This is a genomic window from Streptomyces sp. NPDC048461 (assembly GCF_055587105.1).
Window position 1 is genome coordinate 1 of the sequence record NZ_JBVJGW010000024.1, and the last position, 24,754, is coordinate 24,754.

General features: G+C 72.3%; 22 protein-coding genes and 1 pseudogene. 13 read left to right on the top strand and 10 right to left on the bottom strand.

What is annotated here, in order from left to right; genetic code table 11:
* Positions 1–290: 290 nt before the first annotated feature.
* Both ACZ6S8_RS30970 and ACZ6S8_RS30975 read right to left on the bottom strand, forming a co-directional pair.
* Positions 291–647, bottom strand: a complete 357-nt coding sequence (locus ACZ6S8_RS30970) for a hypothetical protein (protein ID WP_469460737.1) — start codon at positions 645–647, stop codon at positions 291–293.
* A gap of 1,063 nt (positions 648–1,710) precedes the next feature.
* On the bottom strand, positions 1,711–2,292 hold the full coding sequence (locus ACZ6S8_RS30975; RefSeq protein WP_469460738.1) for a hypothetical protein: 582 nt from the start codon (positions 2,290–2,292) through the stop codon (positions 1,711–1,713).
* Between the two features lie 267 nt (positions 2,293–2,559).
* On the opposite strand from ACZ6S8_RS30975, the gene ACZ6S8_RS30980 reads away from it, so the two are divergent.
* The 7 genes from ACZ6S8_RS30980 (at position 2,560) to ACZ6S8_RS31010 (ending at position 9,866) form a co-directional block, all read left to right on the top strand.
* On the top strand, positions 2,560–3,012 hold the full coding sequence (locus ACZ6S8_RS30980; RefSeq protein WP_469460739.1) for a hypothetical protein: 453 nt from the start codon (positions 2,560–2,562) through the stop codon (positions 3,010–3,012).
* Positions 3,013–3,047: 35 nt separating this feature from the next.
* Complete coding sequence (locus tag ACZ6S8_RS30985) at positions 3,048–5,762, top strand: helicase associated domain-containing protein (protein WP_469460740.1); 2,715 nt, start codon at positions 3,048–3,050, stop codon at positions 5,760–5,762.
* Between the two features lie 96 nt (positions 5,763–5,858).
* Positions 5,859–6,020, top strand: a complete 162-nt coding sequence (locus tag ACZ6S8_RS30990; RefSeq protein WP_469460741.1) for a hypothetical protein — start codon at positions 5,859–5,861, stop codon at positions 6,018–6,020.
* Positions 6,021–6,413: 393 nt separating this feature from the next.
* On the top strand, positions 6,414–8,687 hold the full coding sequence (locus tag ACZ6S8_RS30995) for a tetratricopeptide repeat protein (protein ID WP_469460742.1): 2,274 nt from the start codon (positions 6,414–6,416) through the stop codon (positions 8,685–8,687).
* 185 nt (positions 8,688–8,872) lie between these two features.
* Positions 8,873–9,265: a hypothetical protein gene (locus tag ACZ6S8_RS31000; protein ID WP_469460743.1), complete on the top strand. Its 393-nt coding sequence runs from the start codon at positions 8,873–8,875 to the stop codon at positions 9,263–9,265.
* Between the two features lie 153 nt (positions 9,266–9,418).
* Positions 9,419–9,625: a hypothetical protein gene (locus tag ACZ6S8_RS31005; protein ID WP_469460744.1), complete on the top strand. Its 207-nt coding sequence runs from the start codon at positions 9,419–9,421 to the stop codon at positions 9,623–9,625.
* Positions 9,626–9,629: 4 nt separating this feature from the next.
* On the top strand, positions 9,630–9,866 hold the full coding sequence (locus tag ACZ6S8_RS31010) for a helicase associated domain-containing protein (RefSeq protein ID WP_469460745.1): 237 nt from the start codon (positions 9,630–9,632) through the stop codon (positions 9,864–9,866).
* A 128-nt stretch (positions 9,867–9,994) separates the two neighbouring features.
* Here ACZ6S8_RS31010 and ACZ6S8_RS31015 read toward each other — a convergent pair whose 3' ends face one another.
* On the bottom strand, positions 9,995–10,810 hold the full coding sequence (locus ACZ6S8_RS31015) for a S1 family peptidase (protein WP_469460746.1): 816 nt from the start codon (positions 10,808–10,810) through the stop codon (positions 9,995–9,997).
* A 760-nt stretch (positions 10,811–11,570) separates the two neighbouring features.
* On the opposite strand from ACZ6S8_RS31015, the pseudogene ACZ6S8_RS31020 reads away from it, so the two are divergent.
* The 3 genes and pseudogenes from ACZ6S8_RS31020 to ACZ6S8_RS31030 all read left to right on the top strand — a co-directional run.
* Positions 11,571–11,903: pseudogene (locus ACZ6S8_RS31020) on the top strand (helicase associated domain-containing protein); the annotation flags it as partial.
* Positions 11,904–11,960: 57 nt separating this feature from the next.
* Positions 11,961–12,308: a hypothetical protein gene (locus tag ACZ6S8_RS31025; RefSeq protein WP_469460747.1), complete on the top strand. Its 348-nt coding sequence runs from the start codon at positions 11,961–11,963 to the stop codon at positions 12,306–12,308.
* Between the two features lie 244 nt (positions 12,309–12,552).
* Positions 12,553–12,687, top strand: coding sequence for a hypothetical protein (locus tag ACZ6S8_RS31030; protein WP_469460748.1), 135 nt, complete (start codon positions 12,553–12,555; stop codon positions 12,685–12,687).
* Between the two features lie 666 nt (positions 12,688–13,353).
* Here the strand turns inward: ACZ6S8_RS31030 and ACZ6S8_RS31035 are convergent.
* Entirely contained in the window at positions 13,354–13,683 is a 330-nt protein-coding gene (locus tag ACZ6S8_RS31035; RefSeq protein WP_469460749.1) for an STAS domain-containing protein, read from the bottom strand.
* A gap of 341 nt (positions 13,684–14,024) precedes the next feature.
* On the opposite strand from ACZ6S8_RS31035, the gene ACZ6S8_RS31040 reads away from it, so the two are divergent.
* Positions 14,025–14,438, top strand: coding sequence for an ATP-binding protein (locus ACZ6S8_RS31040; RefSeq protein ID WP_469460750.1), 414 nt, complete (start codon positions 14,025–14,027; stop codon positions 14,436–14,438).
* A 299-nt stretch (positions 14,439–14,737) separates the two neighbouring features.
* Here the strand turns inward: ACZ6S8_RS31040 and ACZ6S8_RS31045 are convergent, their stop codons facing one another.
* A complete protein-coding gene (locus ACZ6S8_RS31045; RefSeq protein ID WP_469460751.1) occupies positions 14,738–15,085 on the bottom strand; it encodes an STAS domain-containing protein in 348 nt (115 codons plus the stop codon).
* A 149-nt stretch (positions 15,086–15,234) separates the two neighbouring features.
* Positions 15,235–15,819, bottom strand: a complete 585-nt coding sequence (locus ACZ6S8_RS31050; RefSeq protein WP_469460752.1) for a hypothetical protein — start codon at positions 15,817–15,819, stop codon at positions 15,235–15,237.
* Between the two features lie 1,050 nt (positions 15,820–16,869).
* Between ACZ6S8_RS31050 and ACZ6S8_RS31055 the strand changes: the two genes are divergently transcribed.
* On the top strand, positions 16,870–17,703 hold the full coding sequence (locus ACZ6S8_RS31055; RefSeq protein WP_469460753.1) for an NmrA family NAD(P)-binding protein: 834 nt from the start codon (positions 16,870–16,872) through the stop codon (positions 17,701–17,703).
* 323 nt (positions 17,704–18,026) lie between these two features.
* Here ACZ6S8_RS31055 and ACZ6S8_RS31060 read toward each other — a convergent pair whose 3' ends face one another.
* The 3 genes from ACZ6S8_RS31060 to ACZ6S8_RS31070 all read right to left on the bottom strand — a co-directional run bounded on the left by ACZ6S8_RS31060 (position 18,027) and on the right by ACZ6S8_RS31070 (position 20,973).
* Positions 18,027–18,233, bottom strand: coding sequence for a hypothetical protein (locus tag ACZ6S8_RS31060; protein ID WP_469460754.1), 207 nt, complete (start codon positions 18,231–18,233; stop codon positions 18,027–18,029).
* Positions 18,234–19,399: 1,166 nt separating this feature from the next.
* Positions 19,400–20,338 carry an SDR family NAD(P)-dependent oxidoreductase gene (locus ACZ6S8_RS31065; RefSeq protein ID WP_469460836.1) on the bottom strand — a complete coding sequence of 313 codons (939 nt, stop codon included), beginning with the start codon at positions 20,336–20,338 and terminating at the stop codon, positions 19,400–19,402.
* 41 nt (positions 20,339–20,379) lie between these two features.
* Positions 20,380–20,973, bottom strand: a complete 594-nt coding sequence (locus ACZ6S8_RS31070; protein ID WP_469460755.1) for a TetR/AcrR family transcriptional regulator — start codon at positions 20,971–20,973, stop codon at positions 20,380–20,382.
* A gap of 110 nt (positions 20,974–21,083) precedes the next feature.
* Here ACZ6S8_RS31070 and ACZ6S8_RS31075 point away from each other — a divergent pair, with 110 nt between their 5' ends.
* On the top strand, positions 21,084–22,526 hold the full coding sequence (locus tag ACZ6S8_RS31075; RefSeq protein WP_469460756.1) for an MFS transporter: 1,443 nt from the start codon (positions 21,084–21,086) through the stop codon (positions 22,524–22,526).
* Between the two features lie 568 nt (positions 22,527–23,094).
* Here ACZ6S8_RS31075 and ACZ6S8_RS31080 read toward each other — a convergent pair.
* Positions 23,095–24,561, bottom strand: coding sequence for an alpha/beta hydrolase family protein (locus ACZ6S8_RS31080; RefSeq protein ID WP_469460757.1), 1,467 nt, complete (start codon positions 24,559–24,561; stop codon positions 23,095–23,097).
* Between the last annotated feature and the right edge of the window lie 193 nt (positions 24,562–24,754).

Genomic DNA, 24,754 nt, shown 5'->3' on the forward strand with positions numbered 1-24,754 from the left:
CCCGCGGAGCGGGTACCACAGCGCTGCGCGCTGTGCAAGGGAAGGCCCTGCGCTGCGCTCCGGGCGCCCCACCCGTCGGGTGGGGCTGGCCTGCGCTGCGCTTCGGCCTGGGGTGGGTTCGCTGCGCTCTCCCACACTCCCTCGGTCATCCCCTGCGCTGCGCTTCGGGGTTGACCGAGGGTCACCGGCCGCGCTGCGCGCGGTCGGTGAGGCCTTTCGCTGCGCTCCCGGCCGGGCCCGGTCCGCTGCGCTCCCCGGGCCTGAGCCCGCTTCGCGGGCGGCCGGCTAGGTCAGGGGGTGTTCTCCGGGTGCGGGAACGGTGTCAATGGTTCAAGGGGAAAGGATTCCTTGGGCCTGGGGTCCGTGACTGCCACGAGTTCAGCCATCCGGGAGAGCCTGGCCCAGTAGGTCGGACTGTCACCGGGCCTCAGGGCAGGCAGGATCTGCTCAAGCTGCGACCCACGCCAGTGCAGGACCCTGTATCGCCATTCATCGAGCGTGCCACCGTTGACCAACCAGGTGTGGACACAGCCGCCAATGTCCGCATCGACCATAACCAGGTCGAAGCCCGCCCTCTCCGCACCGGCAAGACCAGGAGGAAAAGGAAGCGCACCGTGCGCTTCGTACAGCGCTGCCACAACAGTCATCGCATCAGAATCATTCATCACCCCCAAGACCACCCGGGCCCTACGAAGGTTGTACGGGGCGATATCGGCAGCCCGACTCTCGGCCCGGCCCCTGCACTGCGCTTCGGGGTTGACCGAGGGTCACCGGCCACGCTGCGCGCGGTCGATGAGGCCTTTCACTGCGCTCCAGGCTGGGCCCGCTTCGCGGGCGGCCGGCTACAGGGAGGGGGGGCCGGTCATGTTGCTGCTGGGGGCGTCAACCACTCCACGTAGTCCAACGGGCATGGGGCGGCTCGCACTGTCCGGACTCGATTGCCCATTGATACGCCTCCTTCACGTTCACCGGCTCCCCAGCGCTGCTGTAGGCGAAAACGCAATCCGGGTAGACCGGCTGTAACCCATACCAGCAGGTGGTTATCAGGAGGGTCAGCACAAATGCGGCAAAGGGGTACCTCCACGTGAGAGGACCTGAGAGAGGACGGATCACACCGGAAATCGTACGACCGGGACCTCAACATCCGGCCCCCGCGGGGCCTTCCCATCGCCGAGGGGGTGGCCGGTCTTGCTGTTGTGCGGGTGTCAGCGTCGTCTTCTGAAGTAACCGTGTTGATGCAGTTTGTAGAGGACCCACGGAAGCAGGGCAGCCCACACCCCCAGGAACGCCCACTTGAACCACGGAGGCCCGTCCGGCCTGTCTCGCGCCAACTCTGAGGCAACCACGAAGAGCGAAGTCATGCCTCCCCGACTGCCCAGCCCGCAGGCCAACACACGGCCCCTCGGCACCAACCCAGACGGGGGAAGGTTCAGCCCGCTCCGCCGGCCCGCGGTGATCCCGTTCCACAGAATCCGGGCCCCCGGCCCTGTGTGTGTGGCGTCCCCCGCCCAGGTCCTTCCGATTCCGCCTCCAGGACCAGCCGCAGGGGCATCGGCCGGCCGCGGCCGGTGAAGGCCTTCCGCTGCGCTCCAGGCGCAGCCCCGCCCACTACACTCCCCGGCCCTGAGCCTGCTTCCCGGGCGGCCGGTTAGGTCGTCTCTTCCGGGTCTTGCGTGCCCGGCGCCGCCCAGCACGGTCAGACGACTCGGCTCATGCCGGCTGCTGGCGGCCGCCGCCCTCCACGGCCCAGCCTGTGATCTCGGGCCTGACCGGAGGAAGCGCCCACGGGTCCAGGGCTCCGTCGCAGAGCTCCGCCAGGAACTGGACCATTCCTCCCTCGTAGTGCCACCAGGGGCCGTTTCGGGAGCAGACGGTGACCGGCCAGCGCTCCGGATCATCGCCGAGCACACTCCAGAAGAACTGGTCGCCCTCCGCCGAGTCCCCCCAGGGCATCAGGCTCGTCGAGACGAGCTCCACGGGACGCAGTTCCGCGGGGTAGTCGAAGTCCCATCTCTTCGATTGCGTGCCCTCCGCGTTGACCTGGCCGATTTCCTGCCCGGGCCAGGGGAGCATGATGGCCAAAAAGTCGTCCAGGTCGAAGGCCGGATACCACTCGGCGAGCGACTTGAAGTCGGACGGCAGTGCCCTGCCGGCTTCTCCCTCGACCGCCCGCCAGTCGAAAACGGCTGGCGTCTGCCGGCGCAGTGCCACCAGGCCGGGGACAGTGCGTTCCAGTACGGCAATCGCCTCGTCCGGGTCGAGGATCCTGCGCACCGGCCTCTGGGTTCCCATGAGCTCTTCCACAGGCGCAGCATGCCAGACGGCTCCGACAGTCTCGCTGCTGGGTGATCCGCTGGTTGGGTTCCGGTGTAGCGGCTATATCAGCTAGATGCAGCATGTACCGTTGGCAAAAACATGGGACATCCACAGACCGTCTTGGCGGCAAGCGGTATTCTCTGAAAAGGACTATTGGGCATGTGGAGTGCTGACGATGTGGCGCGGGATTCGGTTCGGCGCCAGGGGGACGGTCTGGCCGGGGCTGCGGTTGTGGAGCGGGTCGTGGAGGCAGCGGTCAGGGAGCGGGAGACGGAACGGGTCCTGCTCGGCGGGGCGTTCTCCGAGTACGGGTCGGATCCGGAGCGGCTGGCCGCGGTCTGGGCGGCGAAGCACCGGGAGTGGCGGCGCGTCAGCCTCCTGATGGAGGCCTCCGGGTGGGGCGCGTACGAGCCGGAGCGGGACGTTCAGGGCTGCGAGTGGGCACGAGAGCGTGATGAACGGCGGCAGGAGGTCCTGTCCGGACACGCTGCGCAACTGGCGCGCCGGCAGGACGAACAAGATGAGCTGCGGGCGGAGCTGTGGCTGTCCGCGGGCTCCGGCCGGCTGATCAGGGCGGCGGCCGCTCGGGCAGGGCTGCGGCCCGCCGAGGTTCTGGCGCAGCTCGCCGAACGGGTCGTGGTCGACCAGGACGGCACGGTGTCCGTACCGCCGTTCTCGCCCTCCACGGCCACCTGAAGACCCACCGGAATTAGTCGTCGAAGGCCAGGAGAATGTCTGTGATTCAGCTCAGGGAACACCAGGTTGTACAGAAGTCGGCGTTCCGGAAATGGGTTGGATTCTCTGCAAGATCTTCTGTACCCGTTCAGGGGGTGCGGGGCACGATCGTGTCCGCGACCGGGTCGGGGAAGACGATCATGGCCGCCGCGTCCGCGCTGGAGTGCTTCCCCCGCGGGCGGATCCTCGTCACCGTCCCGACCCTGGACCTCCTCGTCCAGACCGCCCAGGCCTGGCGCAGGGTCGGGCACCGGGCTCCGATGGTCGCGGTCTGCTCGCTGGAGAACGACGCGGTCCTGGAGCAGCTCGGGGTGCGTACGACGACGAACCCGATCCAGCTCGCCTTGTGGGCCGGGACGGGGCCGGTCGTCGTGTTCGCCACGTACGCCTCGCTGGTGGACCGCGAGGACGTCGAGGCGCCCGTGGGGCAGCAGAAGGTGCGGGGGCCGTTGGAGGCCGCGCTCGCCGGCGGGGAGCGGCTGTACGGGCAGGTGATGGCCCCGTTCGACCTCGCGGTCGTGGACGAGGCGCACTCCACCGCCGGTGACCTCGCGCGGCCTTGGAGTGCGATCCACGACAACGCGCGGATCCCGGCCGCCTTCCGGCTGTACATGACGGCGACTCCGCGGATCCTGGCCGCGCCGCGGCCGCGGAAGGGCGGGGACGGGCCTGAGCCGGAGATCGCGAGCATGAGCGATGATCCGGACGGCATCTACGGGGCCTGGCTCCCGGGGGCGGAGCTGGGGCTGTCGGAGGCGGTGGAGCGGGGGATCCTCGCCGGGTTCGAGATCGACGTGCTGGAGATCCGCGACCCCGACCCCATCCTCGCCATCTCCGAGGACGGGCTGCGGGGCCGGCGTCTGGCCCTGCTGCTGGCCGCGCTGCTGGAGCACGCGGCGCGGCACAACCTCAAGACCGTCATGACGTTCCACCAGCGGGTCGAGGAAGCCGCCGCGTTCGCGGCGAAGCTGCCCGAGACCGCGGCCGAGCTGTACACCGCGGCGGGCACGGACGAGGGGGCGGCCGCCGCGGCCATGGCGCAGGCGGCGCTCCTCCCCCGCTCCTCGATCGGCGCCGAGTTCTACGAGCTGGAGACCGGCCGGCACGTCCCGCCGGACCGGGTGTGGGCGGCGTGGCTGTGCGGGGACCACCTCGTCGCCGAGCGGCGGGAGGTACTCCGGCAGTTCGCCAACGGCGTCGATGCCGGGGGGCGGCGGGTGCACCGGGCGTTCCTCGCGTCCGTACGCGTCCTCGGCGAAGGCGTCGACATCACCGGCGCACGGGGTGTGGAGGCGATCTGCTTCGCGGACACCCGCGGGTCGCAGGTCGAGATCGTGCAGAACATCGGCCGCGCGCTCCGGCCGAACCCGGACGGGACCACGAAGGTCGCCCGCATCATCGTCCCGGTCTTCCTGGAGCGGGGCGAGGACCCCGGCGACATGGTCGCCTCGGCGTCCTTTGCCCCCTTGGTGGCCGTGCTTCAGGGCCTCCGCTCGCATGACGCCCGCCTGGTCGAGCAGCTCGCCTCCCGCGCGCTCACCCGCGGACGGTACGAGCGGCCGGTCCACATCCAGCGCGACGAGGACGGCCGGATCACCAGCGCCAGCGCCGGGAACGGTGCCGGGGAGGACGGCGAGGACCAGGGGCAGGGCGGTACCGGCGCCGCGGCCGAGTCCGCGTTGCTGCGCTTCTCCAGCCCGCGGGATCCCGCGACGATCGCCGCCTTCCTGCGGACCCGCGTCTACCGGCCCGAGTCACTGGTCTGGCTGGAGGGGTACCAGGCCCTCCTGCGCTGGCGGAAGGAGAACGAGATCACCGGCCTGTACGCGGTCCCGTACGACGTGGAGACCGCGGTCGGGGTGACCGAGGACTTTCCGCTCGGGCGGTGGGTGCACCAGCAGCGGAAAGCCCTGCGCGGCGGCGAGCTGGAGGAGCGGCGCAGAACCCTCCTCGACGCGCCGGAGGCCGGGATGGTGTGGGAGCCGGGCGAGGAGGCGTGGGAGACCAAGCTCGCCGGTCTCCGCTCCTACCAGCGGGCACACGGGCACCTCGCACCCCGGCAGGACGCGGTGTGGGGCGAGGACGGCGAGCAGCTCGCGATCGGACAGCTGATGGCCAACCTCCGCCGGAAGGGTGGTCTCGGGAAGAACGAGGAGCGGGCCCGCGCCCGCGCGCAGCAGCTGGCCGCCATCGACCCGGACTGGGCGTGCCCGTGGCCGCTCGACTGGCAACGCCACCACCGGATCCTCGCCCAGCTCGCCGAAACCGAGACCGGCGGGCAGCTCCCCGCGATCGCGCCCGGGGTGCTCTTCGACGGCGACGACCTCGGCAGGTGGCTCACACGGCAGACCCGCGACTGGGCGCAGCTCTCCGCCGAGCAGCAGGAACGACTTGCCGCGCTCGGCGTGACGCCCGCCCAGGCCCCGGCCCCCGCCCCGGCGGCAGCGGGCGGCGGGGTGAAGGGCGGGTCGGGCAAGGCGCAGCAGGCGTTCCAGCGGGGCCTGGCGGCCCTCGCGCAGTGGGTCGCGCGGGAAGGAGCCGACCGGCCCGTGCCCCGCGGGCACGCCGAGCCGATCGAGGTCGACGGCGAGACCGAGCCGGTGACCGTGAAGCTCGGCGTGTGGGTCTCCAACACCCGGACCCGACGCGACAAGCTCGACCAGGCACAGCTGGACGCGCTCGCCGAGCTCGGGGTGGAGTGGGCGCGGTAACGGGACCGCGGGGCGTCGAGCGGTGGGGGGTAGGCCACCGGCCGTACGGCCCGCCCTACGACGCAGCGGGTCGCGCGGGAAGGCGCCGACCGGCTCGTGCCCCGCGCGCACGCCGAGCCGATCGAGGTCGACGGCGAGACCGAGCCGGTCATCGTCAAGCTCGGCGTGTGGGTCTCCAACACACGGGCCCGGCGCGACAAGCTCGACCGGGCGCAGTTGGACGCGCTCGCCGAGCTCGGGGTGGAGTGGGCGCGGTAGCGGGACCGCGGGGCGCCGAGCGGTGGCGGGGGTAGGCCACCGGCCGTACGGCCGGTACGACGGCGTGGAGCGCACATATCGCGTACGCGAGGCGTGCGCAGCGGGTGCGAGCCCTGCAGGCGGCCGCGTTCAGGAGAACGGCTGCCGCGGTGTTCCCGGCCCGATCACCGCAACCCGGTCCACGGCTACGTGGCCTTTTTGCGTGGTTGGCGTCTTCGGGCGGTGCCGTTCCGCGTCCTCTTCTACGCTCGTCCTCTACGTGATGCGGGATAGGGTACGTGATGCGGGATAGGGCCGGGGGGCAGGGTGCGGGCGAGAAGTGCGTGGGCGGGTTCGGTGGTTGCGGCCGCGACAGCGGTGGCTGCCGGGGCGTCGGCCGTGGTGACGAACTACGTGACGGATGTGCTGCCGGGCTGGGCCAAGAACCCGTGGGTGGTGTGGCCCGTCTTCGTCGCCTCCGTTGCTATAGCGGCCGTCCTGGCCGTGATCGGCCGCCGCCTGGACGGCGGCGGCGGGCCGGGGCCGGTGAGGCTGGTGCCGCTGGAGCGGGTCCTGGCCGGCGGAACCGAATCCCTGTCAGCCCCCCACGGCGCCGGGCCCGTCCGCGGGCGGGCCGACGAGCTCGCGGCGCTGCGCCGGATGCTGAAACGACCCGACGGCAAGCTGGCCGTGCTGTGCGGGGTCGGCGGGGTGGGGAAGACCACGATCGCCTCCGCGCTCGCGGACATCGGCCGCGCCGAAGGCCTGCGCGTGTTCTGGGTGCGCTGGCGCGGTCAGGGCGAACTCGCCGAGCAGATGACCCGGATCGCCCTGGCCTGCGGGCTCGCCGAGGAACGGCTGGAGGAGGCCCGGGCCGGTCGGGCCGGCCTTCCCGACCTGGTGTGGGAGCAGCTGGAGCGGGCCGGGCGGTGGCTGGTCGTGCTGGACAACGTGGACGACCCGGGGGCGGTGGGGCCTGGTGGTGAGCCGGTGGCGTCCTATCGGGGGTGGGTGCGGCCCGGTGGCCGGGGCCTGCTGCTGGTGACCAGCCGGGCCGGTGACCCTGCCGTGTGGGGCGCACGGGCCGAGCTGATGCGGGTGGCGTCGCTGGCGGCGTCGGCGGGCGGGCAGGTACTCCTCGACGCCGCGCCCGCGGCCGGCACCGCCGCAGAAGCGCAGCGTCTGTCCGTCCGGCTCGGCGGTCTTCCCCTCGCCCTGCATGCGGCCGGCCGCTATCTCGCCGCGCCCGGCAGCCGCTACCGCACCTTCAGCGCCTACCAGGACGCCCTCGACGGCCACCTGGCCACCCTCCTCGGCGCTGAACAACCGGGCGGGGCGGATCCCGAGGCCGCGCGCCGCCTGGTCCGCTACACCTGGGAACTCTCCCTCGACCAGCTCACCGCCAGCGGCAACACCCTCGCCCGGCCCGTCCTGCGCCTGCTCTCCCTCCTCGCGCCCGCACCGGTACCGGTCTCCTTCCTCAGCCCGGAACTGGTCACCGCGGCCTGCGGCCTGCCCGCCACCACCGTGACCGTCGAGAGCGCCGTGAACGGGCTTCACGCCTACGGCCTCCTCGACACCCCCGCGCCCGTAGACGGCGCCCCCGCCATCGGACAGGTCGTCCTCCATCCCCTGGTCCGCGAGATCACCGTCCTCTCCCTCCGCGCCGAAGTCCCGGACCCGCAGGACTGGCACCACGCCCTGGCCGCACGCATGGAAAGCGTGGTGGCTGAGGCCGCAAACGCCGAAAGCTCGGGCTGGGGCACCGTCCGGCTCCTCGCCCCCCATGCCCTCACCACCGCCCAGCTCACCCCCGACGCCGGGACCGCGGGCCGCACCCTCGACATGCTCTCGAGGAGCATTCGCCTAGCCGGACATCCTGAGCAGGCAGCCACCTTGGCGGAACAGGCTCTCAGCCGCCTCCAGCCAGAACTCGGCAACGACCACCCCGACACCCTCAGCAGCCGCAACAACCTCGCCACCGCCCTGCAGGGCCTCAGCCGCCACCAGGAAGCCGCCGACCTCCACCAACAGACGCTCACCGACCGCGAACGCACCCTCGGCCCTGACCACCCCGACACCCTCAGCAGCCGCAACAACCTCGCCAACGCCCTGCAGGGCCTCGGGCGGCATGAAGAAGCCGCCGACCTCCACCAACAGACGCTCACCGACCGCGAACGCACCCTCGGCCCTGACCACCCCGACACCCTCGGAAGCCGCAACAACCTCGCCAACGCCCTGCAGGACCTCTGGCGGCCTGAGGACGCCGCCGACCTCCACCAACAAAACCTCACCGACCGCGAACGCACCCTCGGACCCGACCACCCCCACACCCTCGGAAGCCGCAACAACCTCGCCAACGCCCTGCGACACTTCGGCCGGCATCAGGAAGCTGCCGACCTCCACCAACAGACGCTCACCGACTATGAACGCACCCTCGGACCCGACCACCCCCACACCCTCGGAAGCCGCAACAACCTCGCCGTCGCCCTGCAGGACCTCGGCCGACTTCAGGAAGCCGCCGACCTCCACCAACAGAACATCACCGCCTGCGAACGCACCCTCGGACCCGACCACCCCCACACCCTCATCAGCCGCAACAACCTCGCCATAATCCGTACACAGCTACCGTCCGGTTCCGTGGTTTGGCGGCTTCTGGACCGTTTCCGGATCCGTTCACGCGGTTGAGCAGCACGAGCTGGAGCGCCTCGGGGGGGCGAGGCGGCCGTGGAGCAGGCGGCGCTGCTCCCCCGCTCCTCGTTCGGCGCCGAACCATGCAGCAGGGCGCCGGCCTTCGCGGCTCCTGCTGTCGCAGCACGCCCCCGGTTCCGGTAGGTTGAACGCGTTCAAGTCGTCGGGTTCGAGGGTTGGTCATGCAGGCCGCTGTGCGAGCGAGTATTCATCCATGGCAGTTCGGCCTCGTGCTGTGCGCCGTGCTCACCCCCCTACCTGTGCTGATCGTGTGGTTCGCGGATTCCGGCAGCCCGGCGCTCGCCCTCGCGACCGCCGCGGTGGTCTCCGTGCCGTTGTTCCTGTACGCCCGGCCGTCCGGGTTCGTCTACGTCGCGGGCACCATCGCGGCGCTGCTGGTGCTGTGGTCGTTCATCGGCGCCATGGCCGGGATGTTCCTGTTCTTCCCCTCGGCGCTGCAGCTCCTGCTGGCCACCGGGGCGGACCCGCGCGAACGCCCGGCCGCCGCCAAGGTGATGGTCGCCACCGGACTCCTCATGTCGGCGGCGGTCGTGGTGCAGTCGTTGAGGAGCTGAGCGCTCCCAAGGGTCGGGCATAGCCAACCTCCGCAGGAAGGTCGGCCTCGGCAAGGACACGGAACGGGCCACACCCACGCCGAGCAGCCGACCGCGATCGACGAGGACTGGGCATGCCCCTGGCCGCTCGACTGGCAACGCCACCACCGGGTCGTGGCCCAGCTCGCCGAGACCGAGGCCGGCGGGCGGCTCCCCGCGATCGGACCCTGGGTGCTCTTCGACGGCGACGACCTCGACAGGTGGCTCACACGACAGGCCCGCGACTGGGCGCAGCTCTCCGCCGAGCAGCAGGAACGGCTGACCGCGCTCGGCGTACGAGCCGCCGCGGCCCCGGCCCCCGGCGGGCGCGGGCGCGGGTAGCAGGGTGAAGAAGCCGTCCAAGGCGCAGCAGGCGTTCCAGCGGGGCCTGGCAGCCCTCACGCGGTGGGTCGCGCGGGAAGGCGGCGACCGGCCCGTCCCCCGCAGGCACGCCGAGGTGCTGCCGGATGGGACGCCGGTCCGGCTGGGGGTCTGGTTGTCCAACGCCCGCAGCCGGCGGGACAAGCTCGACCAGGCGCAGCTGGACGCGCTCGCCGAGCTCGGGGCGGACTGGGCGCGATAGCGGGAGCGGCACGCGCGCTGCGGCCCTGCGCTCCGCGTGTGCCCTTGGCGTCGGTGCCGCGCAGGACATTGAGCACGGCTGGGCCGACCGCGTGAAGAGTGGTGCCCACGTGGTCGGCCCGTCAGCGATCAGGCGCTGCGTCCGACGGTCCTCCGAATCCAGTCGGCATACGCGGGAACGCTGCTGTACAGCCCTGGTCCGTCCGAGCACGCGACGCCCGGGGCGCCGGGCCCCGAGGTGGTCCCGACCAGTTCCCAGCGTCCGTGCCGTCCCTTCTGCAGCTGCGGTCCACCGGAGTCGCCGAAGCAGGCCATGGCCCGGGGCACGCGGCTGATGGTGCAGAGCCGGGTGCGGTCGGCATAGCCGGGGGCGCACTCAGCCGTGGCACCCCTGCGGGTTTCGAGCTGCTGCAACCGGTCCGCGAACGCCAACTCCGTGTCCGAAGTGGTGCCGAAGCCCAGAATCCTGGTCAGGGTGCCCGGCCCCCCCGCCCGCTTCGCGAGTGGAATGGGCGTTGCGGCCACGGGGCGGTCGAGGCGGACCAACGCCATGTCGTCCTTGTTCGCCCCTCCCTCGTAGCCATTCACGTAGCCGGGGTGGACGACGATCCGGTCGATGGCGCGGACAGTGCCCCCGGACGTACGGCGGCCGCTGCCGACGCGGACGGTGCCGTCGAGTACGAGGGCCTCACCCTGTACGCAGTGAGCGGCCGTGAGCACCCACTGCGGATCGATCAGCGCGGCCCCGCAGGTTCCGTCGAACAGCCCCTGTGACGGGGCCGATTCCGGAATCGTCGCCATGAAGGGGTAAGGCACGGTGGCATTGTTCCCATTGACGATCGCCGCGGCACTGCCGCTCATCAGGGTGCCGCACACCGCTGCGGTGAGAGCACCTACGACGGTGGTGCGGGCCACGCGACCACGCACCGATTTCAGGCTGAACACAGGGGGTTCCGTTCCTTGGACATCCGAACGTACCCAGCCTCCGTGTTCGACATCCATCGGACCATCGGGCCAGCAGGCCACCGGGCGGACCGGGTAGCGGTCCCCCACATGGTCGGGGTAGCCCCCCCCCCGGCGCGGCCGGCGGTGCCACGCCGCCGATGTCATCCGTGTGTGCATCGCCTCTGCCACGGCCCGCCCCCGAAGTGGTGGCTTCGGCATCGCAGGGATGCGCGAGTCCGCGGCAGTGCGGGGGCATCGGCGATCACCGTGAGGAGACTGGCTCGGGATGAGCGGGCGGTAGCGGGAGCACCGGGAGCCGGCGGGGCACCGCACCGCCCGTCGGACTCCGCGAAGCGGCAGCTCGCCTCCCGGGCACCGTCCCGGGGACGGCACGAGCGCACCGTCCACATCCAGCGCGACGAGAACGGCCGGATCACCAGCGCCAGCGCCGCGGCCGGCACCGGGTCCGGGGCCTGAGAGGAGGACGGCGAGGACCGGGAGCAGAGCGGTACCGCCCGCGGCCGAGTCGGCGCTGCTGCACTTCTCCAGCCCGTCCCAGCACCACCATCCCGCCCGCAGGGCCAAGGCAGTGCCCGAGAGCTCGTACCCGGACCACTGCGCCCACCAGCCGTCCGCGGCCAGTCTGGTCCCCGCCAGCACGCTGCCGCCGGTCCGGCGCTGCCTGCCCCCCTTCCGCGCAGTTCCGCCCGGTCAGGCGCCGGGGGCGGTGCCCGCCTCGCGGGCGCGGTGTTCGCTCGGGCGACTTGCCGCGCTCGGCGTAACACCCGCGCCGTCACCGGCTCCCGCCCCGGCGGCCGCGGGCCCGGACCCGGGTGGCGAGGCGAAGGGGGCGTCCAAGGCGCAGCAGGCGTTCCAGCGGGGCCTGGCAGCCCTCACCCGGTGGGTCGAGCGGGAAGGCACCGACCGGCCCGTGCCCCGCGGGCACGCCGAGACCATCACCGTCGACGGCGAAGCAGAACCGGTCATCGTCAAGCTCGGCGTATGGATCACCAACACCAAGGCCCGACGCAACAAACTCGACCAGGCCCAGCTCGCCGCGCTCGCCGAACTCGGTATCGGCTGGGCGCGGTGATACCCGGGCGGGTGGTTGGGATGCGCACCCGCTGCCGATGGAGGTCGTTCTCCAGGGGTGACCACATACAAGGCAGCCACGACCTTCGTACTCACCGCCGGCGCGGCGGCGGCACTGGCCGCAGCCGCCGTACCGGCTTCCGCCGGAGGCATCGGTGACGTCCTGTCACCGGCCTTCGGCACCAACTGCGCCAACCACAACACCGGACCCCACGCCGCCGGGACCACCACCACCGGCACCGGCGCCGCCGACGGCAACCTCCTCGGTCTCCCCCTCGGCAGCGCCCTCAACCAATGCGGCGGAGCCGACTTGACACCTGAAACGGACAGCCAGAACGGCCTCGCGAACCTGCACGGCGTCCCCATCGGCATCCTTGGCAGCGCCAGCAACACGGAGGAGGAGTAGGAGTCGATCACCCACACGAGCGTCCCGGCGCCGGCTCGCCGCCCAGCACCGGGACTTCGGAAGCTGAACGCCGAGCAGAAGCGCCGGTTCGGTGAGCTGGGCGTGAAGAAGGCCTTACGGGCCCGTAAGGCCCCCGCGAAGGCGGTTGTGGCGGCTGGGCCCGGCGCGGGCGGCGGGGCGTTCCAGAAGGGCGTGGAAGCGCTCGCGCAGTACGTCATGCGGGAGGGCCGGCTGCCGGCGCGGCGTGGTCGAGGTCCTGGCCGACGGGATCGAGTACCGCACCGGGATCTGGCTCGGGAACATGAGAGCCCGTCGCGACCGGCTCGACCAGGCGCAGCTGCGCGCGCTCGCCGAGCTTGGCGTGGGCTGGGCCCGGTAGGCGCAATGTGAGCCCGTGCCGACTCGGCCAGGGCTTGGGCGGCCTGGCGGAGGCCGGAGCGGCGGGGCGAGGCGGCGGGCCTCAGCGGGGAGCGGCCGCAGGCCGGCCGAACGCGACGGCCAACCGCAGCGGGGCGGCACCCCGCCCCCACGAACCGTACATATTGCGTACATGTGGCGTACGGAGGGCGTCTAGGGCGGGCGCGGGCGAAAGGAGCCCGGCGGCGGCAGCATCGGCCGGACGTTGGTACGCCGCCGGGTCCGGGGCCAGTCTCGCCTGCTCCCGGGCCGAGCCCCGGGAAAGGAGTGGGGCGGCCCGGCGGTACTGCCCCCGTCGAAGCGGGCACCGGGCCTGACCGGCACACCCATGTCGGTGCAGGCTGACACCGACCCAAACCGGCGTCCGGCCCCGGAGCCGGCGGCATCCTGCGGTCGCCTCGGGGCAGGAGAGCCGCATGCATCTCCTCCTGCTATTCCTCCTGCCCCTCGGACTGGCGCTCGTCCTCCTGGCCGTCGCCGAACCTCAGCACGCCGAACCCCAGCAACGCGGACGCCACCGCCGCTGACCCCGCCCGCCCCCCGCAGAGGACAGAGCACGCTCAAGGCGGCGCGGTCCATGGAGGTCACCGCGGACATGGCGAGGACGGGTGGCAGGCACGGGCTCCGTCTACAGGGTGCGGGCCGCGTCGATGCCGTCGGCGGTGGGGAGCAGGTCGCGTACCTGGGTGAGGTCCAGGAGACGGCCCAGCTGCTCGGGGACCGGGCCGGCGACGACCAGGCGGCCGGTGCGCAGCATGCGGACGATCACGTGGAGCATGGAGGAGTCGGCGAAGCCGACCTGGGTGACGTCGAGGACGATGCGTCGTACGGCGGGGTCGTCCACGGTGTCCGTACAGGCCTGGGTGAGGGGGGCCAGGGTGTCCTGGTCGAAGTCGCCTGCGCACTTGATGACGCGGACACCGTCCTCGTCGGGTAGGACCTGGACCTGCTGTTCCACCTGCGTACTCCCCAACATCCGCCCGGCCCGCTGGTCTCGCGGCCGCTATCGGCTGCCCAACATACCGGCGCAGACCATGCCGGTTGGCCGTGGTCCGGAAGCCGGTTCGCCCCGGCCGTGACCGGTTCGGATACGGGCGGGATGATTCCGCTTCCGCGCCCCTGTACGGCTCGGGAGGCGAGCTCCGCGGCAGCGTGGAGCAGCAGGCGGGGCGCCGGGGACTGCTCTGTCCGGGGGGGCAGGCCGGTGCGCCGAGCGATCCGGGGCAGGCGGTTAGAGTCCTCCGGTGGCCGCGCCCGCAGCGTGGCCGACCCGAGAGGGCATAGGAGGCCGAACAGCCCGTGGTGACCCGCCCCACCCCCATATCCTGCTCCGCCGTCTATAAGGGCAGCGAGCCGATCGCCGCCGCCCGCCACCTCGCCCGCCGCTTCCTCACCGACCTCCGGCACGTGCACCGCCTGCCGGTCAGCGAGCGCGCCCTGGAGCTGGTGGAGCTCGTGGTCAGCGAGCTGGTCACCAACACCCGGAAATACGCGCCCGGGCCGAGCGGGCTGCACCTGGAAGTGCGGGAGGGCTGTGTGGAAGTGATGGTGTGGGACAGCAACCCCAGCCCGCCCGCGATCCTGCCGCCCGACCCGCTGCGCATCGGACAGCAGGGGCTCGCGATCGTCGTGGGCGTCGCCCGCGCCTTCGGGATCGAGCGCGGACCCACCGGGAAACGCATCACCGCGACCATCGCCCTCACCGACAGCTGAAGCAGTCGGTACGAGCACGTCGACAGGCCGGGCGGGCCCGCGGGCCCCGGTGCGGGGTGGGGGTGGCCCTGACGCCTGACGTCGGCACCACCGTGCGCGGTACCCGTCACCGTCAGGCCCGGCGGTGGTCGGCCCGCGGTGACGGAAGCGGTCAGGCGCCAGGACCCGGGACCCGTCCCGGAAGCTGGGGCGGACCCCCGGGACAGCGTTGGCTCCCACCCCTCCAACGAACCTCCCCCACCCGCGGACACGCACGGCAAGGGCGCACCCCCGGGGCGCTGAGCCTAGGGCGGGAGCGGTCAGAAGGCGGTGGGGATGATGTCGAAGGTCTTGTCCGCGCCCGTGACGGCCAGCAGACGGGCAACCTGGCTACCGGGCGCGGCCAGACACAGGCCGCGCCCGGACTCACGGGCGACCAGCATGGCGCGGATCAGGACGTTCAGCCCCGAGGAGTCGCAGAAGTCGACCCGGCTCAGGTCCACGACGACGTCGGTGGGGCCGCCGGTGTGGGCCAAGGCGCCGAGGAGCGCGGTGCGCAGGGCGGGGGCCTGGTCGACGTCGAGCTCGCCGGTGGGGCGAACGATGATCACGTCACCACGTATCTCGGTCTCCACCGACTGCGGCCCGGTGGTCGCATCCGTTGCCATGCTGAATCTCCTCCATGCCGGACAGGGTCCTGGTGACCGTACTTGAGGATCTTCCTCGGCGGCCACGCCCGGGGTGCCGCCCGTAGGTGACGCGGGCCCGGGCCCGCTCGCGGCGTGCGCGGCCCGGATACCGGGTACCAGTGGCGCCATCAGCGGGTACGCCCCACGCCCTTGCCCTGTGCGGCCTGCTGCCGGTGAGCGGGGATCGCGGCTTCCGTCGGGGCCTGCTGTCCGGGAGCTGCGGCGGCGGGTGTGGTGGTGGAGCGGGAGCGGGCCGCCGCCGCGGAGACCCGGATCCGCACCGGGGACGCGTGCGCGGGCGGCTCCGAGGGCGGTGTCGTCAGGGAGTGCAGGGTCGCGTCCACGAGACGGCCGACCGCGGCCGAGCCGGAGACCTCCTTGAAGGAGGTGTCGTCCTTCAGGCGGGCCAGGTGCGCGCCGAGGAGTGCGGGGCCGCCCTGGTCGCGGATCCGGTTCATGCGGGCCGCGAGCAGGGGCCAGGGGCGGGAGCGGACCAGGAGACCCACCTCCGTCTCTGGCAGCACGTCCCTGACGAGGCCGACGATCGTGGCGTGCGCGAGCCGGTTCACGCCGAGCTGTTCCAAGGCCTTCGCCCGGTCGCCGAGATCCAGGTCCCTCGGCACGGTCAGCCCCTCGGTCAGCGGACCCCAGGAACGCTTCGCGTCCCGGCTCGCGGGCGGCGCCCACGGATCGACGGCCTCCCCCACCGGCACAGCAGCAGGAGCAGGGGCGGGAGCGGGAGCGGGCACACGGGCGTCAGCCGGAGCCGGATCGGGAGCGGAGGACGGGCCGCGCGCCGGGGCGGGTGCCGGGGCGGGTGCCGCGGCGGCCGGAGCGGTCCTCTCCGCGCGAGCGAAGGTGAGCCGACCGTCTCCCCCGCCAACGAGGTCGCCCGCGGGTCCTCTCCGCGCGAGCGAAGGTGAGCCGTTTCCCCTATCCGCGCGGCTGTTCCCGGTCAGGCGCCGGGGGCGGTGCCCGCCTCGCGGGCGGCGTGCCGCCGGACATCCTCCGAAAGCCACGCCAGCGGCCCCACCCACCGCGGGCGGAGCGGGCCGCGGCCGGTGGACGGCGCCCCGGTATAAGGTGGCCACGCCCGCCGTGCCAGCCAGGACCGACAGGACGAAGTCCGTCTGCACCATGCCGAGGTGGCCCGCCCGCCAAGCGGCCGCGAACAGCACGCCGGTCAGCAGCATGCCGTCGACAGCGATCCGGTCCCGGTCCGACAGCGCCCATCAAGCCGCCCATACCCGATCCGTCCACACCCGCAAGGCCTGTCGTCCGGATGTGGGGGCCTTCGCCGTCACCGCGTACGCCCCGCGCTCCTGACCGGTGCCGCCTGCTGCCGGTGGGCGGAGACGGCGGCCTCCGTCGGGGCCGGCTGGCCGGATGCCGCGGCGGCCGGGGTGGTGGTGGAGCGGGAGCCGGCCCCCGCCGCGGACACCAGCGAGTGTGGTGGGCCAGGAATGGCAGCTTGGTAACGCGCTGCGGCTATAAGCCTCCAGCAGCCGCGCCGACAGCTCCCGGTCGGCCCGGGCCCGCGCCGAGCCCGGCGGCCCCGGCGCGGGGCGTCCGGCCTGATCCCGGGGGCCCGCGGGAGTGGAGAGCGCCCGAGCGCACCGTCCAGCACCAGCGTCCCGGCCAGGAGGGCCAAGGCCAGGCCGCCGGGCCTCGCCCGGGAATTAGGTCACGTATTGACCTGGATGTCTTCTAGCGTTGCGTCCTCGGCAGGAATGCCTGCGGGACTCGGCGAGGGGGAACTCCGAATGACGATTCTGGTGACCGGCGGGACGGGGAACCTGGGCCGCCACATCGTGGAACGGTTGCTGCTCACGGGCCGGACGGTCCGCGTGCTGACCCGCGATGCGAGCGTCCACCGGCCGCCGGCGGGTGTCGAGGTGGTGGAAGGTGACCTGGAGCAGCCGTCGTCCCTGGCCGCGGCGCTGGACGGCGTCGGCGGCCTTCACCTGCTCGGCACCACGGGGGTGGACCACGCACCCCTGCGGACCGGGAGCGAGATCCTGACGATGGCCGCCGAGGCAGGCGTGCGCCGTATCACGGTCCTGTCGCCCGGCGACGGGGAGGGGTTGGACGAGGCGGTGCGTGGCAGCGCTCTGGAGTGGACGTTCCTCTGGCCGGTCGACCTGATGGCCAACGCTTTGGGGTGGGGCGACGCCATCCGCGCCGAGGACCGAGTCCGTGAACCGTACGGTGACCGGCGAACCGCCTCGGTGCACGAGAAGGACGTCGCGGACGTCGTCAGCATCATCCTGACCGGTGGCGGGCACGCCGGCCGCAGCTACGTCCTGACCGGCCCCCAGGCACTCAGCCCGGCCGACAAGACCGCCGCCCTCGCGGCGGCGGCCGGCCGCGAGATTCACTTCACGCACCTGACGGACAGGCAGGCACGCGAGCTGTGGCAGGCTCAGGGATGGCCCGAGGAAGGCATCGACTTCATGCTGCACATGTGGGCAACGGTGCCCGCCACAGTGGCCGATGTGACGTCTTCGGTAGAGCGTGTCACCGGCCACCCTCCCCGCAGCTTCGCGCAATGGGCCACCGCGCACGCCGAGACGTTCCGGAGCCTGTTCTCCGAGTAGGACACGCACCGCCGGCTCAAGCACCCGCTCAGACGCCGGGCAGCGCGGCCGCGCTTGCCGGACTCGGGGTGAAATGGGCGTAGGTTTGGGCGCCGAACCCACCCGCCTTGAACCGTACGTATTGCGTACGCAGGGGGTACGGATGCCCTCCGCGTCGATCCGATCCCGGCCCGCGCTCATGTCCCGCTTCGGTTGGGGGTTGCTGCCGCCGTTACCTCCCGCTCGTGCGCCCGGGGCCGGTAGGGCCGCGGCGCCTCACAGCCGGCTGCAGCCCGTCCAGGGTCCGGATCGGTGTGGATCTTCGCCTGCCGTGGAGGCTTTGGTCAGTGTGGAGTTCGGGCGCGGCTGTGAGGGTGGCCGCGCAGGGTGATGTTGTGGTCGGTGACGGCCGAGAGGTCACCGCACTGGCGGGCCCGCCGGCGCTCCTCACCCGCTTCGGCGCAGATCTCACACCCGGAAATGGGGATTGGGAACCGCCAGTCGTGGTCGGGAAGATCGAGCGGCGCTGGCTGCACACTGCTGTGGTTCATGGGACTGCTCCTTTGCCGGCCCCCTTCGGCAAGCTACCGCCGGTAATGGAACTGACGGCGCGTGAGGTGCGAAACCGGCCATATCTCCGGCCTGGACACGCGAAGACGGGCCGTACGGGTTTGGGGACCGGGAGGACCGGCACGGCCGGCGTGCTTCCCGGCCGCGCGGAGAGCTCCCGGAGCCGCGGCCGGGCTGGCCTCGCTCAAGGCCCCGCCCGGTGTTCGCCTGCCCGGTGGGTGATCGCAGACCTCGGCGGCATTGGAGCCGATGACGGTGCAGCGGGGTCTGCCGGAGCGGCGGGCCCAACCATGGTGCGCCGCTCCGGCAGGTTCCGGGGTGCGCGCCGATACGCGGGGCGCACCCCCGGGTGCGGTGTCCGGGCTCGAGGGGCGGACACCACGTGAGGGGTGGATCAGGAGCCGGGCCGGGGGCGGCTCCCGGAGGGGGCGGCTCGTTCCTCGCCGCGCTGGCCGGGGACGAGCCGGCCAGCGGCCTGCCACTCCCGGACGAGAGCCGCGTAGATCGGCGGGAAGCCGGGGGGGAGAACCCTTTCTTCCACTCTCTGTTGCCCGGCGGCAGCTGGGGCGGCCCCCATCCTCGTGGTCATATCCCGTTCAACGCGCAACCGCCTGGCCGGTTACCCCGCCACGGGGTGACAGGTGCCTTCGCAGGCCAGGGCGCGCCCGCGCCCTTCCCCCTGCCCGCGGCCCAGGTCGGCTGGTCGTGGTGTGCGGCCGGAGCGGGCGGTGGTGCCGGTGACGTCCACGGCCTGGGCACCGGATGGCACGAACTGCTCAAGGCCCGACCTGGCTTCGCTGCTGGAGCGGGGCGGGCCGGCGGCAGTGCCTGCGACTGCAGCAGACGCGGACGCGTGCAGGGCGCCGCCGGGTCCCCGCCACTACAGGGTGCGGGCTTCTACTCTCTCCCACCTCCACCGCAACCGGCGAAGTAGAGGCCGGATACCTCAAGCCCCTGATTGCAGCCACCTACCCACTGGAACGCATCGCCGCCGCCCACCGCGACGACGAAAACGGAACCGGAACCCCGGGGAAACGCATCATCGCCCTCACCGACGACACCACCTCTGTGCCGGCCGTCGGCCGTGGGGGTCGGCGTCGCAGCCGATAGCGCTCAATGCGCCGCTGGAGGTCGCTGCTGGTGGACGTCAGGGCGCAAAGGGGTCCACGCGGGTGAGTTGGGTGCTCGCTGCCCAGAGGGCTTCTGCGGTGGGCGGGTCGGTCATGTGGGGGTGGGGTGTTTCAAGGTGGGGCCTGCCGCTGAGGCCGAGCCTGCCGGGACCCCACAGCTGGCCGCCTCGGACCTCAGGGTCGAGGGTGGCCCGGACCGCGGGCCAGGCCCCTGCGTCCTTGCCCTGAAGGAGGAGTTTCGCGGGGAGGGTCAGGAGGTGCCGGGGGCCAGAGCGCTGGTGGATGCCGGGGCGGGGCGGGGTGAGTGCGTCCAGGGCGCCGCCGGGGTGGGCGACGACGCTCATGCAGGTGCTGTCCGAGGCGCGGAGCCGGCGGTCGAGTTCGAAGGCGAAGAGCATCTGGGCGAGTTTGGAGCGTCCGTAGGTGCGCTTGGGATCGTAGCCGCGTACGGATTGCAGGTCGTCGAGGTCGAGGCGTTCGGAGCGGGCGGCGAAGCTGCCCATGGTGACGATCCGGGCCGCCGGAGCTGCGTTGAGCAGGGACGTGAGCCAGTGCACCAGGGCGAAGTGGCCGAGGTGGTTGGTGGCGAACATCAGCTCGTGGCCGGGCCGGTTCTGCATGCGCGGCGGGGCGTCGAGAGCGACGCCCGCGTTGAGGACCACGGCGTCCAGGGCGTCGGTCTCCAGTCGGCTGACGGATGTCCGCAGAGAGGCGAGGTCGGCCAGGTCCAGCGGTATGTGCTGCACCTGGGGCCCGCGCACGCGGCTGGAGATGGCCTCCACGGCGGCGACGGCCTTCTCCGGGCTGCGGCTGCCGATGATGACGGTCGCTCCGGCGCCGGCGAGCTGCTCGGCGATGAAGTAGCCGATGCCGGCGTTGCCGCCGGTCACCAGCACGGTGGCGCCGTCGGCGCGCCGGGGCTTGTGAACGTTCCAGGCCACGGGGGCTCCTTGCAGGGTGTCGCGGGTGGGGCCCTCAGGTGGCGGCGGAGGCGTGATCAGATTTCGGGCCAGCCCAGTTGGAGACGGCGGAACGCCTCGGCGAGGGAGGCCTTGCGGTCGGGACGGCGTGATGCCACGTCCGGGGTCTCCAGCACGTAGCGCGCCAACAGGCGCAGCGACTCGTCGGGCTCGCTCCGGCCTGCGGCTTCGGCGAGCAGGGCGGCGAGCGGCTCCTGGCAGGCCACCCAGACCTGACGGGCGTAAGCCCACAGTGCCGGGGTGTCCATGATCAGTTGTGACGCACGCCGGTACTGCTCCGGCAGGTCATCCTCGTCGGCGAAGGGGGCCCGGCCCAGGAAGAAGCCGTGCAGGGCCTCCAGTGCCGAGCAGCCCTCGGGCCGGTTGCGGACCGCGTCGACCAGAGCGGCTTCCCGCTCCCCGCTGTCGGCGAGGATCAGTGCTTCCTTGCCCGCAGGGAAATGCGCGAACAGGGTCGTGGTCGCGGTGTCCGCGGCCTCGGCGATCTGCGCGATCGTCACCTTCTCGTACCCGTGCTCCAGGAAGAGCTCCAGGGCCGCGTCGGCCAGGGCCCTGCGGGTTGCCGCCTTCTTGCGTTCGCGCCTGCCGGGCGCGGCTCCAGTGGTCGCCATGACTGAAAGGTAGCACCACACATTTCAAAACCCTACTCGTTTCACTTTTGGCTGTAGTTGTGTTTCAGTCTCTGTGGTAATTCGAATGTCGTTCACTCTCGGAGGCCGCCATGACCACCACCGCACAGACCGGCCCTCCTGGGCCTCCGACAGGAGCGGCACGGCTCGGCAAGCTCACGATGTGGGCGGTCCTGCTCCTGGTCCTGCTCGCCGACGCGCTCGACATGATCGACGCCACCGTCACCAACATCGCAGCGCCCACGATCGCGGGAGACATAGGGGGCGGGGACGGCCTGATCAAATGGCTCGGCGCGTCCTACGCCCTGGCCATGGGGGTCCTGCTCGCCATCGGAGGACGCCTCGGCGACCGCTACGGACAGCGCCGCCTCTTCCTCATCGGCATGAGCGGCTTCACCCTCGCCTCCGCCGTCTGTGGACTGGCCACCGGACCCGGAGTGATGATCTGCGCCCGGATCCTGCAGGGCGCCTTCGGTGCGCTCCTGATCCCGCAGGGCATGGCGATCATCACCCGCCACTTCACGCCCGAGATGCGGCGCACCTCGTTTAACCTGTTCGGACCGCTGCTCGGCATCGCCACGATCGGCGGCCCGGTCCTGGCCGGATTCGTCATCGACGCCGACTTCGCCGGGCTCTCCTGGCGGCCGATCTTCCTGGTCAATCTCCTCCTGGGCACCATCGGCGTCGCCCTGGCCGCCCGGCTCCTGCCCCGCGACCACACCGACTCGACGGTCACCGTGGACGGGATCGGCGCGGGCATCCTCGCCCTGGCCATGTTCGGGACCATGTTCGGGCTGATCGACGGATCCGAGTCCGACTGGAGCGTCCTGTCCCTCGCGGCCCTGGCCGCCGGCGTGGTCTTCCTGCTGCTGTTCGCACGCCGTCAGCGCACGGCCCCGGCCCCGCTCATCACGCCCTCCCTGTTCCGCAACAAGGGCTTCACCTCAGGACTGCTGGTCGGGCTGATGTTCTTCGCCGTCACCAACGGACTGGCCTTCGTCATCTCCCTGTTCATCCAGCAGGCCCTGGGCGCCAGTCCCGGCAGTGCGGCCGTCGGCATGCTCCCGCTCACCCTCGGCATCATGGTCGGCGCCGGCGCGGGCATGGCCCTGACCAAGAAGCTGGGCCGCCTCCTCATCCTCGCCGGCATGCTCATCACCCTCGCCGGCGCCGGCTGGCTCCTCGCCCTGGTGACCACCAGCGGCACCGACGTCACCCTGCTCTCCCTGGCACCCGCCAGCGTCCTGGCCGGCATCGGCATGGGCGCCTGCTTCGGCACCCTCTTCGACATCACCATCGGCAACACCGACCCCGCCGAAGCCGGCAGCGCCAGCGGCACCCTCACCGCCGTACAGCAACTCGCCACCGCCCTCGGCTCCGCCACCGTCACCACCGTCTACCTCCACGGCGGAGCCCCCGACCACGCCATGACCCTCGCCATCATCACCGTCATGACCGTCACCATCATCTGCATCCCCTTCCTCAACCTCCTCCCCAAGACCACACCCACCGACAACCCGACCCCAATCCACTGAACCCTCAGAACCACCCCGCCCCGACAACGACGGACAGCCACCACCCACGCACGGCGTCCGCGCTCACCCCAGCGCAGGAAGTCGGCCTACGCCAGCCCGAGCTGGCCCGACCGACCGGGCGGCCGCGAACAGCAGGCCCCGGGCAGCGACCCGGTCCCGGACCGACAGCGCCCACCACGCCGCCCGTGCCCGATCCACGCCCGTGCAGCAGGAACGGCTGGCCGCGCTCGGCGTACGAGCCGCCCAGACCCCGGCGCCCGTCGCCGCACCGGCCGCGGCTACGGGCGGCGGGGTCAAGGGGCCGTCCAAGGCGCAGTAGGCGTTCCAGCGGGCCTGGCAGCCCTCACGCAGTGGGTCGCGCGGGAAGGCTCCGACTGGCCCGTCCAACGCGGGCACGCCGAGCCGATCGCGGTCGACGGCGAGGCAGAACCGCAGGCGGAAAACGCGCAGGTCATGCTCGCGAGAACGCAGCTCCCAAACGACGGTTACATGATCGCCCCGACAGCTCCGGCGCTCGGGGAACTGCGAGGCCGACCCCGTGGATTGCCGAACACGCGCGTAAGGCCGATCACGGGGTTGGCGTCGCAGTTCCCCGAGCCCCTGATGATGAGACCGTGCCGTAGGCCCGGAGGGTGTCGGCCGGGTCGCCGGGGCGGCCTCGCAGAGTGGCGTCCAGAAAGGCAAGGGTGGCCGCGGCGACGACGCGCGGGCTCTCGGTGCGGCCCAGGGTGCCGACGATCGAGGGCACCGGCGGCAGGTAGAGCGGGCCGTCCATAAAGGTGAGGTGCCCGGCGCCGGGGACGGTGAGCCGGTAGCTCGTCGCGGTGCTGTGCTCGAGGGCCTCGGTGAGCCGGGGCAGGTAGCGCGGGTCGGTGCCGGCGGTGATCTCCTGGGTGAGCGCGAGCGCTGGCTGCTCGAGGTCGGGCGCGGTGGGGCCGTGGGGGTAGCCGTCCAGGTCGACGACGGCGTCGAACCGGCGGTCCTGCCGGGCCACCTGCAGGGCGGCGGCTCCGCCCAGCGAGTGGCCGGCCACTGCGGCGCGGCCGGTGTCCAGGCATCCGGTCAGCGGGTCGGCGCTCTCACCGCGGTCCAGTCGCTCCAGCTGGGTGAGGGCGAAGCCGAGGTCGGCGGCCCGGACGGCGGTCCAGTCGGCGGCCAGTTCCTCGTCCCTGTCGCGGTCCCCGGAGGAGGCGGTGGTGGCGCGGATGATGCGGCCGTCGTCGAGGACGACGACGGTGGAGTCGTACGGGTGGTCGAGGGCGGCGACGAGGTAGCCGTGGCTGGCCAGCTCCTCCGCCCAGGCGGTGTTCTGGGAGCGCACCCCGCCCGACCCCGGGGAGAAGAGGACGACCGGGAACCGCTCTCCCCCGCCAGCCACCGGGGCGTCGACGACTGCGCGGCTGCGGGCTCTTGGTACGCCGTCGACCAGGAAACCGGGCAGGCCGACCCCGCCGGCGAGGGCCTCGGAGACGGTCCGCGCCTCGCCCTCCGTGCGTCCCAGGTACTGGGCCCGGGGGACGCCCCCAGGGCTCTCCTGCGCCGGGTACCAGAGTTGGACCACGAGGGTGCGCCGATCGTCCGGATCGGTGGTGAAGCTCTCGGGGCGGAGCGGGTCGGTCCACTGCACCACCCGGGTTCCGACAGCGAAGGCGCCCGTCGGCTCGGGAAATATGGGCACGGGGAAGGCCCAGGCGGCCACCGGGCCGGCGGCGATCAGGCCGGCGCATGCCAGCGATCCCGGCAGGGCCAGCCACCAGCGGGCCCGCCATGCCGGTCGGCCGGCACCGCGCCGCAGCAGGGGCGGGAGGGCGAACGCCGAGGCGACGGCGGCGCCGGCCAAGACCGGCAGCATCTGCCAGCGGATCCCCACGATGCCCAGCACGATCGCCGACGGCACGAGGACCGCCCCCGCCACGACGGTGATGGGCCGGCGGGCGGCCAGGGGGAGCCAGCGCGCCACCAGCAGCGCGACGGCGCCCAGCAGGACGAGGACTTCCGGAAGGGACAGGAACAGCCCCGGGATGGTTTCGGTCATCCGGCTATGCTCGGTGCCGGGTCCGCGCCGCCGCATCGGCCCCAGGTCGCCGCCGGCTGCGACCGGAGTGGTAACCGGGTACCCCGGACCGGCGGCCGGCCTGCGACCGCGGGAGGTGGCGGCTCTCCTCCTGTGGTCGTACTCCGGCACTGCGTCATGCACCACCCCCTCCGCCATCGTCGCCTTCAGGAGG

What these genes read in the sequence shown, in the direction of transcription:
- ACZ6S8_RS30970 (WP_469460737.1), bottom strand. Translation starts at nt 647, where the DNA reads ATGACTGTTGTGGCAGCGCTGTACGAAGCGCACGGTGCGCTTCCTTTT.
- ACZ6S8_RS30975 (WP_469460738.1), bottom strand. Translation starts at nt 2,292, where the DNA reads ATGGGAACCCAGAGGCCGGTGCGCAGGATCCTCGACCCGGACGAGGCG.
- ACZ6S8_RS30985 (WP_469460740.1), top strand. Translation starts at nt 3,048, where the DNA reads ATGTCTGTGATTCAGCTCAGGGAACACCAGGTTGTACAGAAGTCGGCG.
- ACZ6S8_RS31000 (WP_469460743.1), top strand. Translation starts at nt 8,873, where the DNA reads ATGCAGGCCGCTGTGCGAGCGAGTATTCATCCATGGCAGTTCGGCCTC.
- ACZ6S8_RS31045 (WP_469460751.1), bottom strand. Translation starts at nt 15,085, where the DNA reads ATGGCAACGGATGCGACCACCGGGCCGCAGTCGGTGGAGACCGAGATA.
- ACZ6S8_RS31055 (WP_469460753.1), top strand. Translation starts at nt 16,870, where the DNA reads ATGACGATTCTGGTGACCGGCGGGACGGGGAACCTGGGCCGCCACATC.
- ACZ6S8_RS31060 (WP_469460754.1), bottom strand. Translation starts at nt 18,233, where the DNA reads ATGAACCACAGCAGTGTGCAGCCAGCGCCGCTCGATCTTCCCGACCAC.
- ACZ6S8_RS31070 (WP_469460755.1), bottom strand. Translation starts at nt 20,973, where the DNA reads ATGGCGACCACTGGAGCCGCGCCCGGCAGGCGCGAACGCAAGAAGGCG.
- ACZ6S8_RS31075 (WP_469460756.1), top strand. Translation starts at nt 21,084, where the DNA reads ATGACCACCACCGCACAGACCGGCCCTCCTGGGCCTCCGACAGGAGCG.
- ACZ6S8_RS31080 (WP_469460757.1), bottom strand. Translation starts at nt 24,561, where the DNA reads ATGACCGAAACCATCCCGGGGCTGTTCCTGTCCCTTCCGGAAGTCCTC.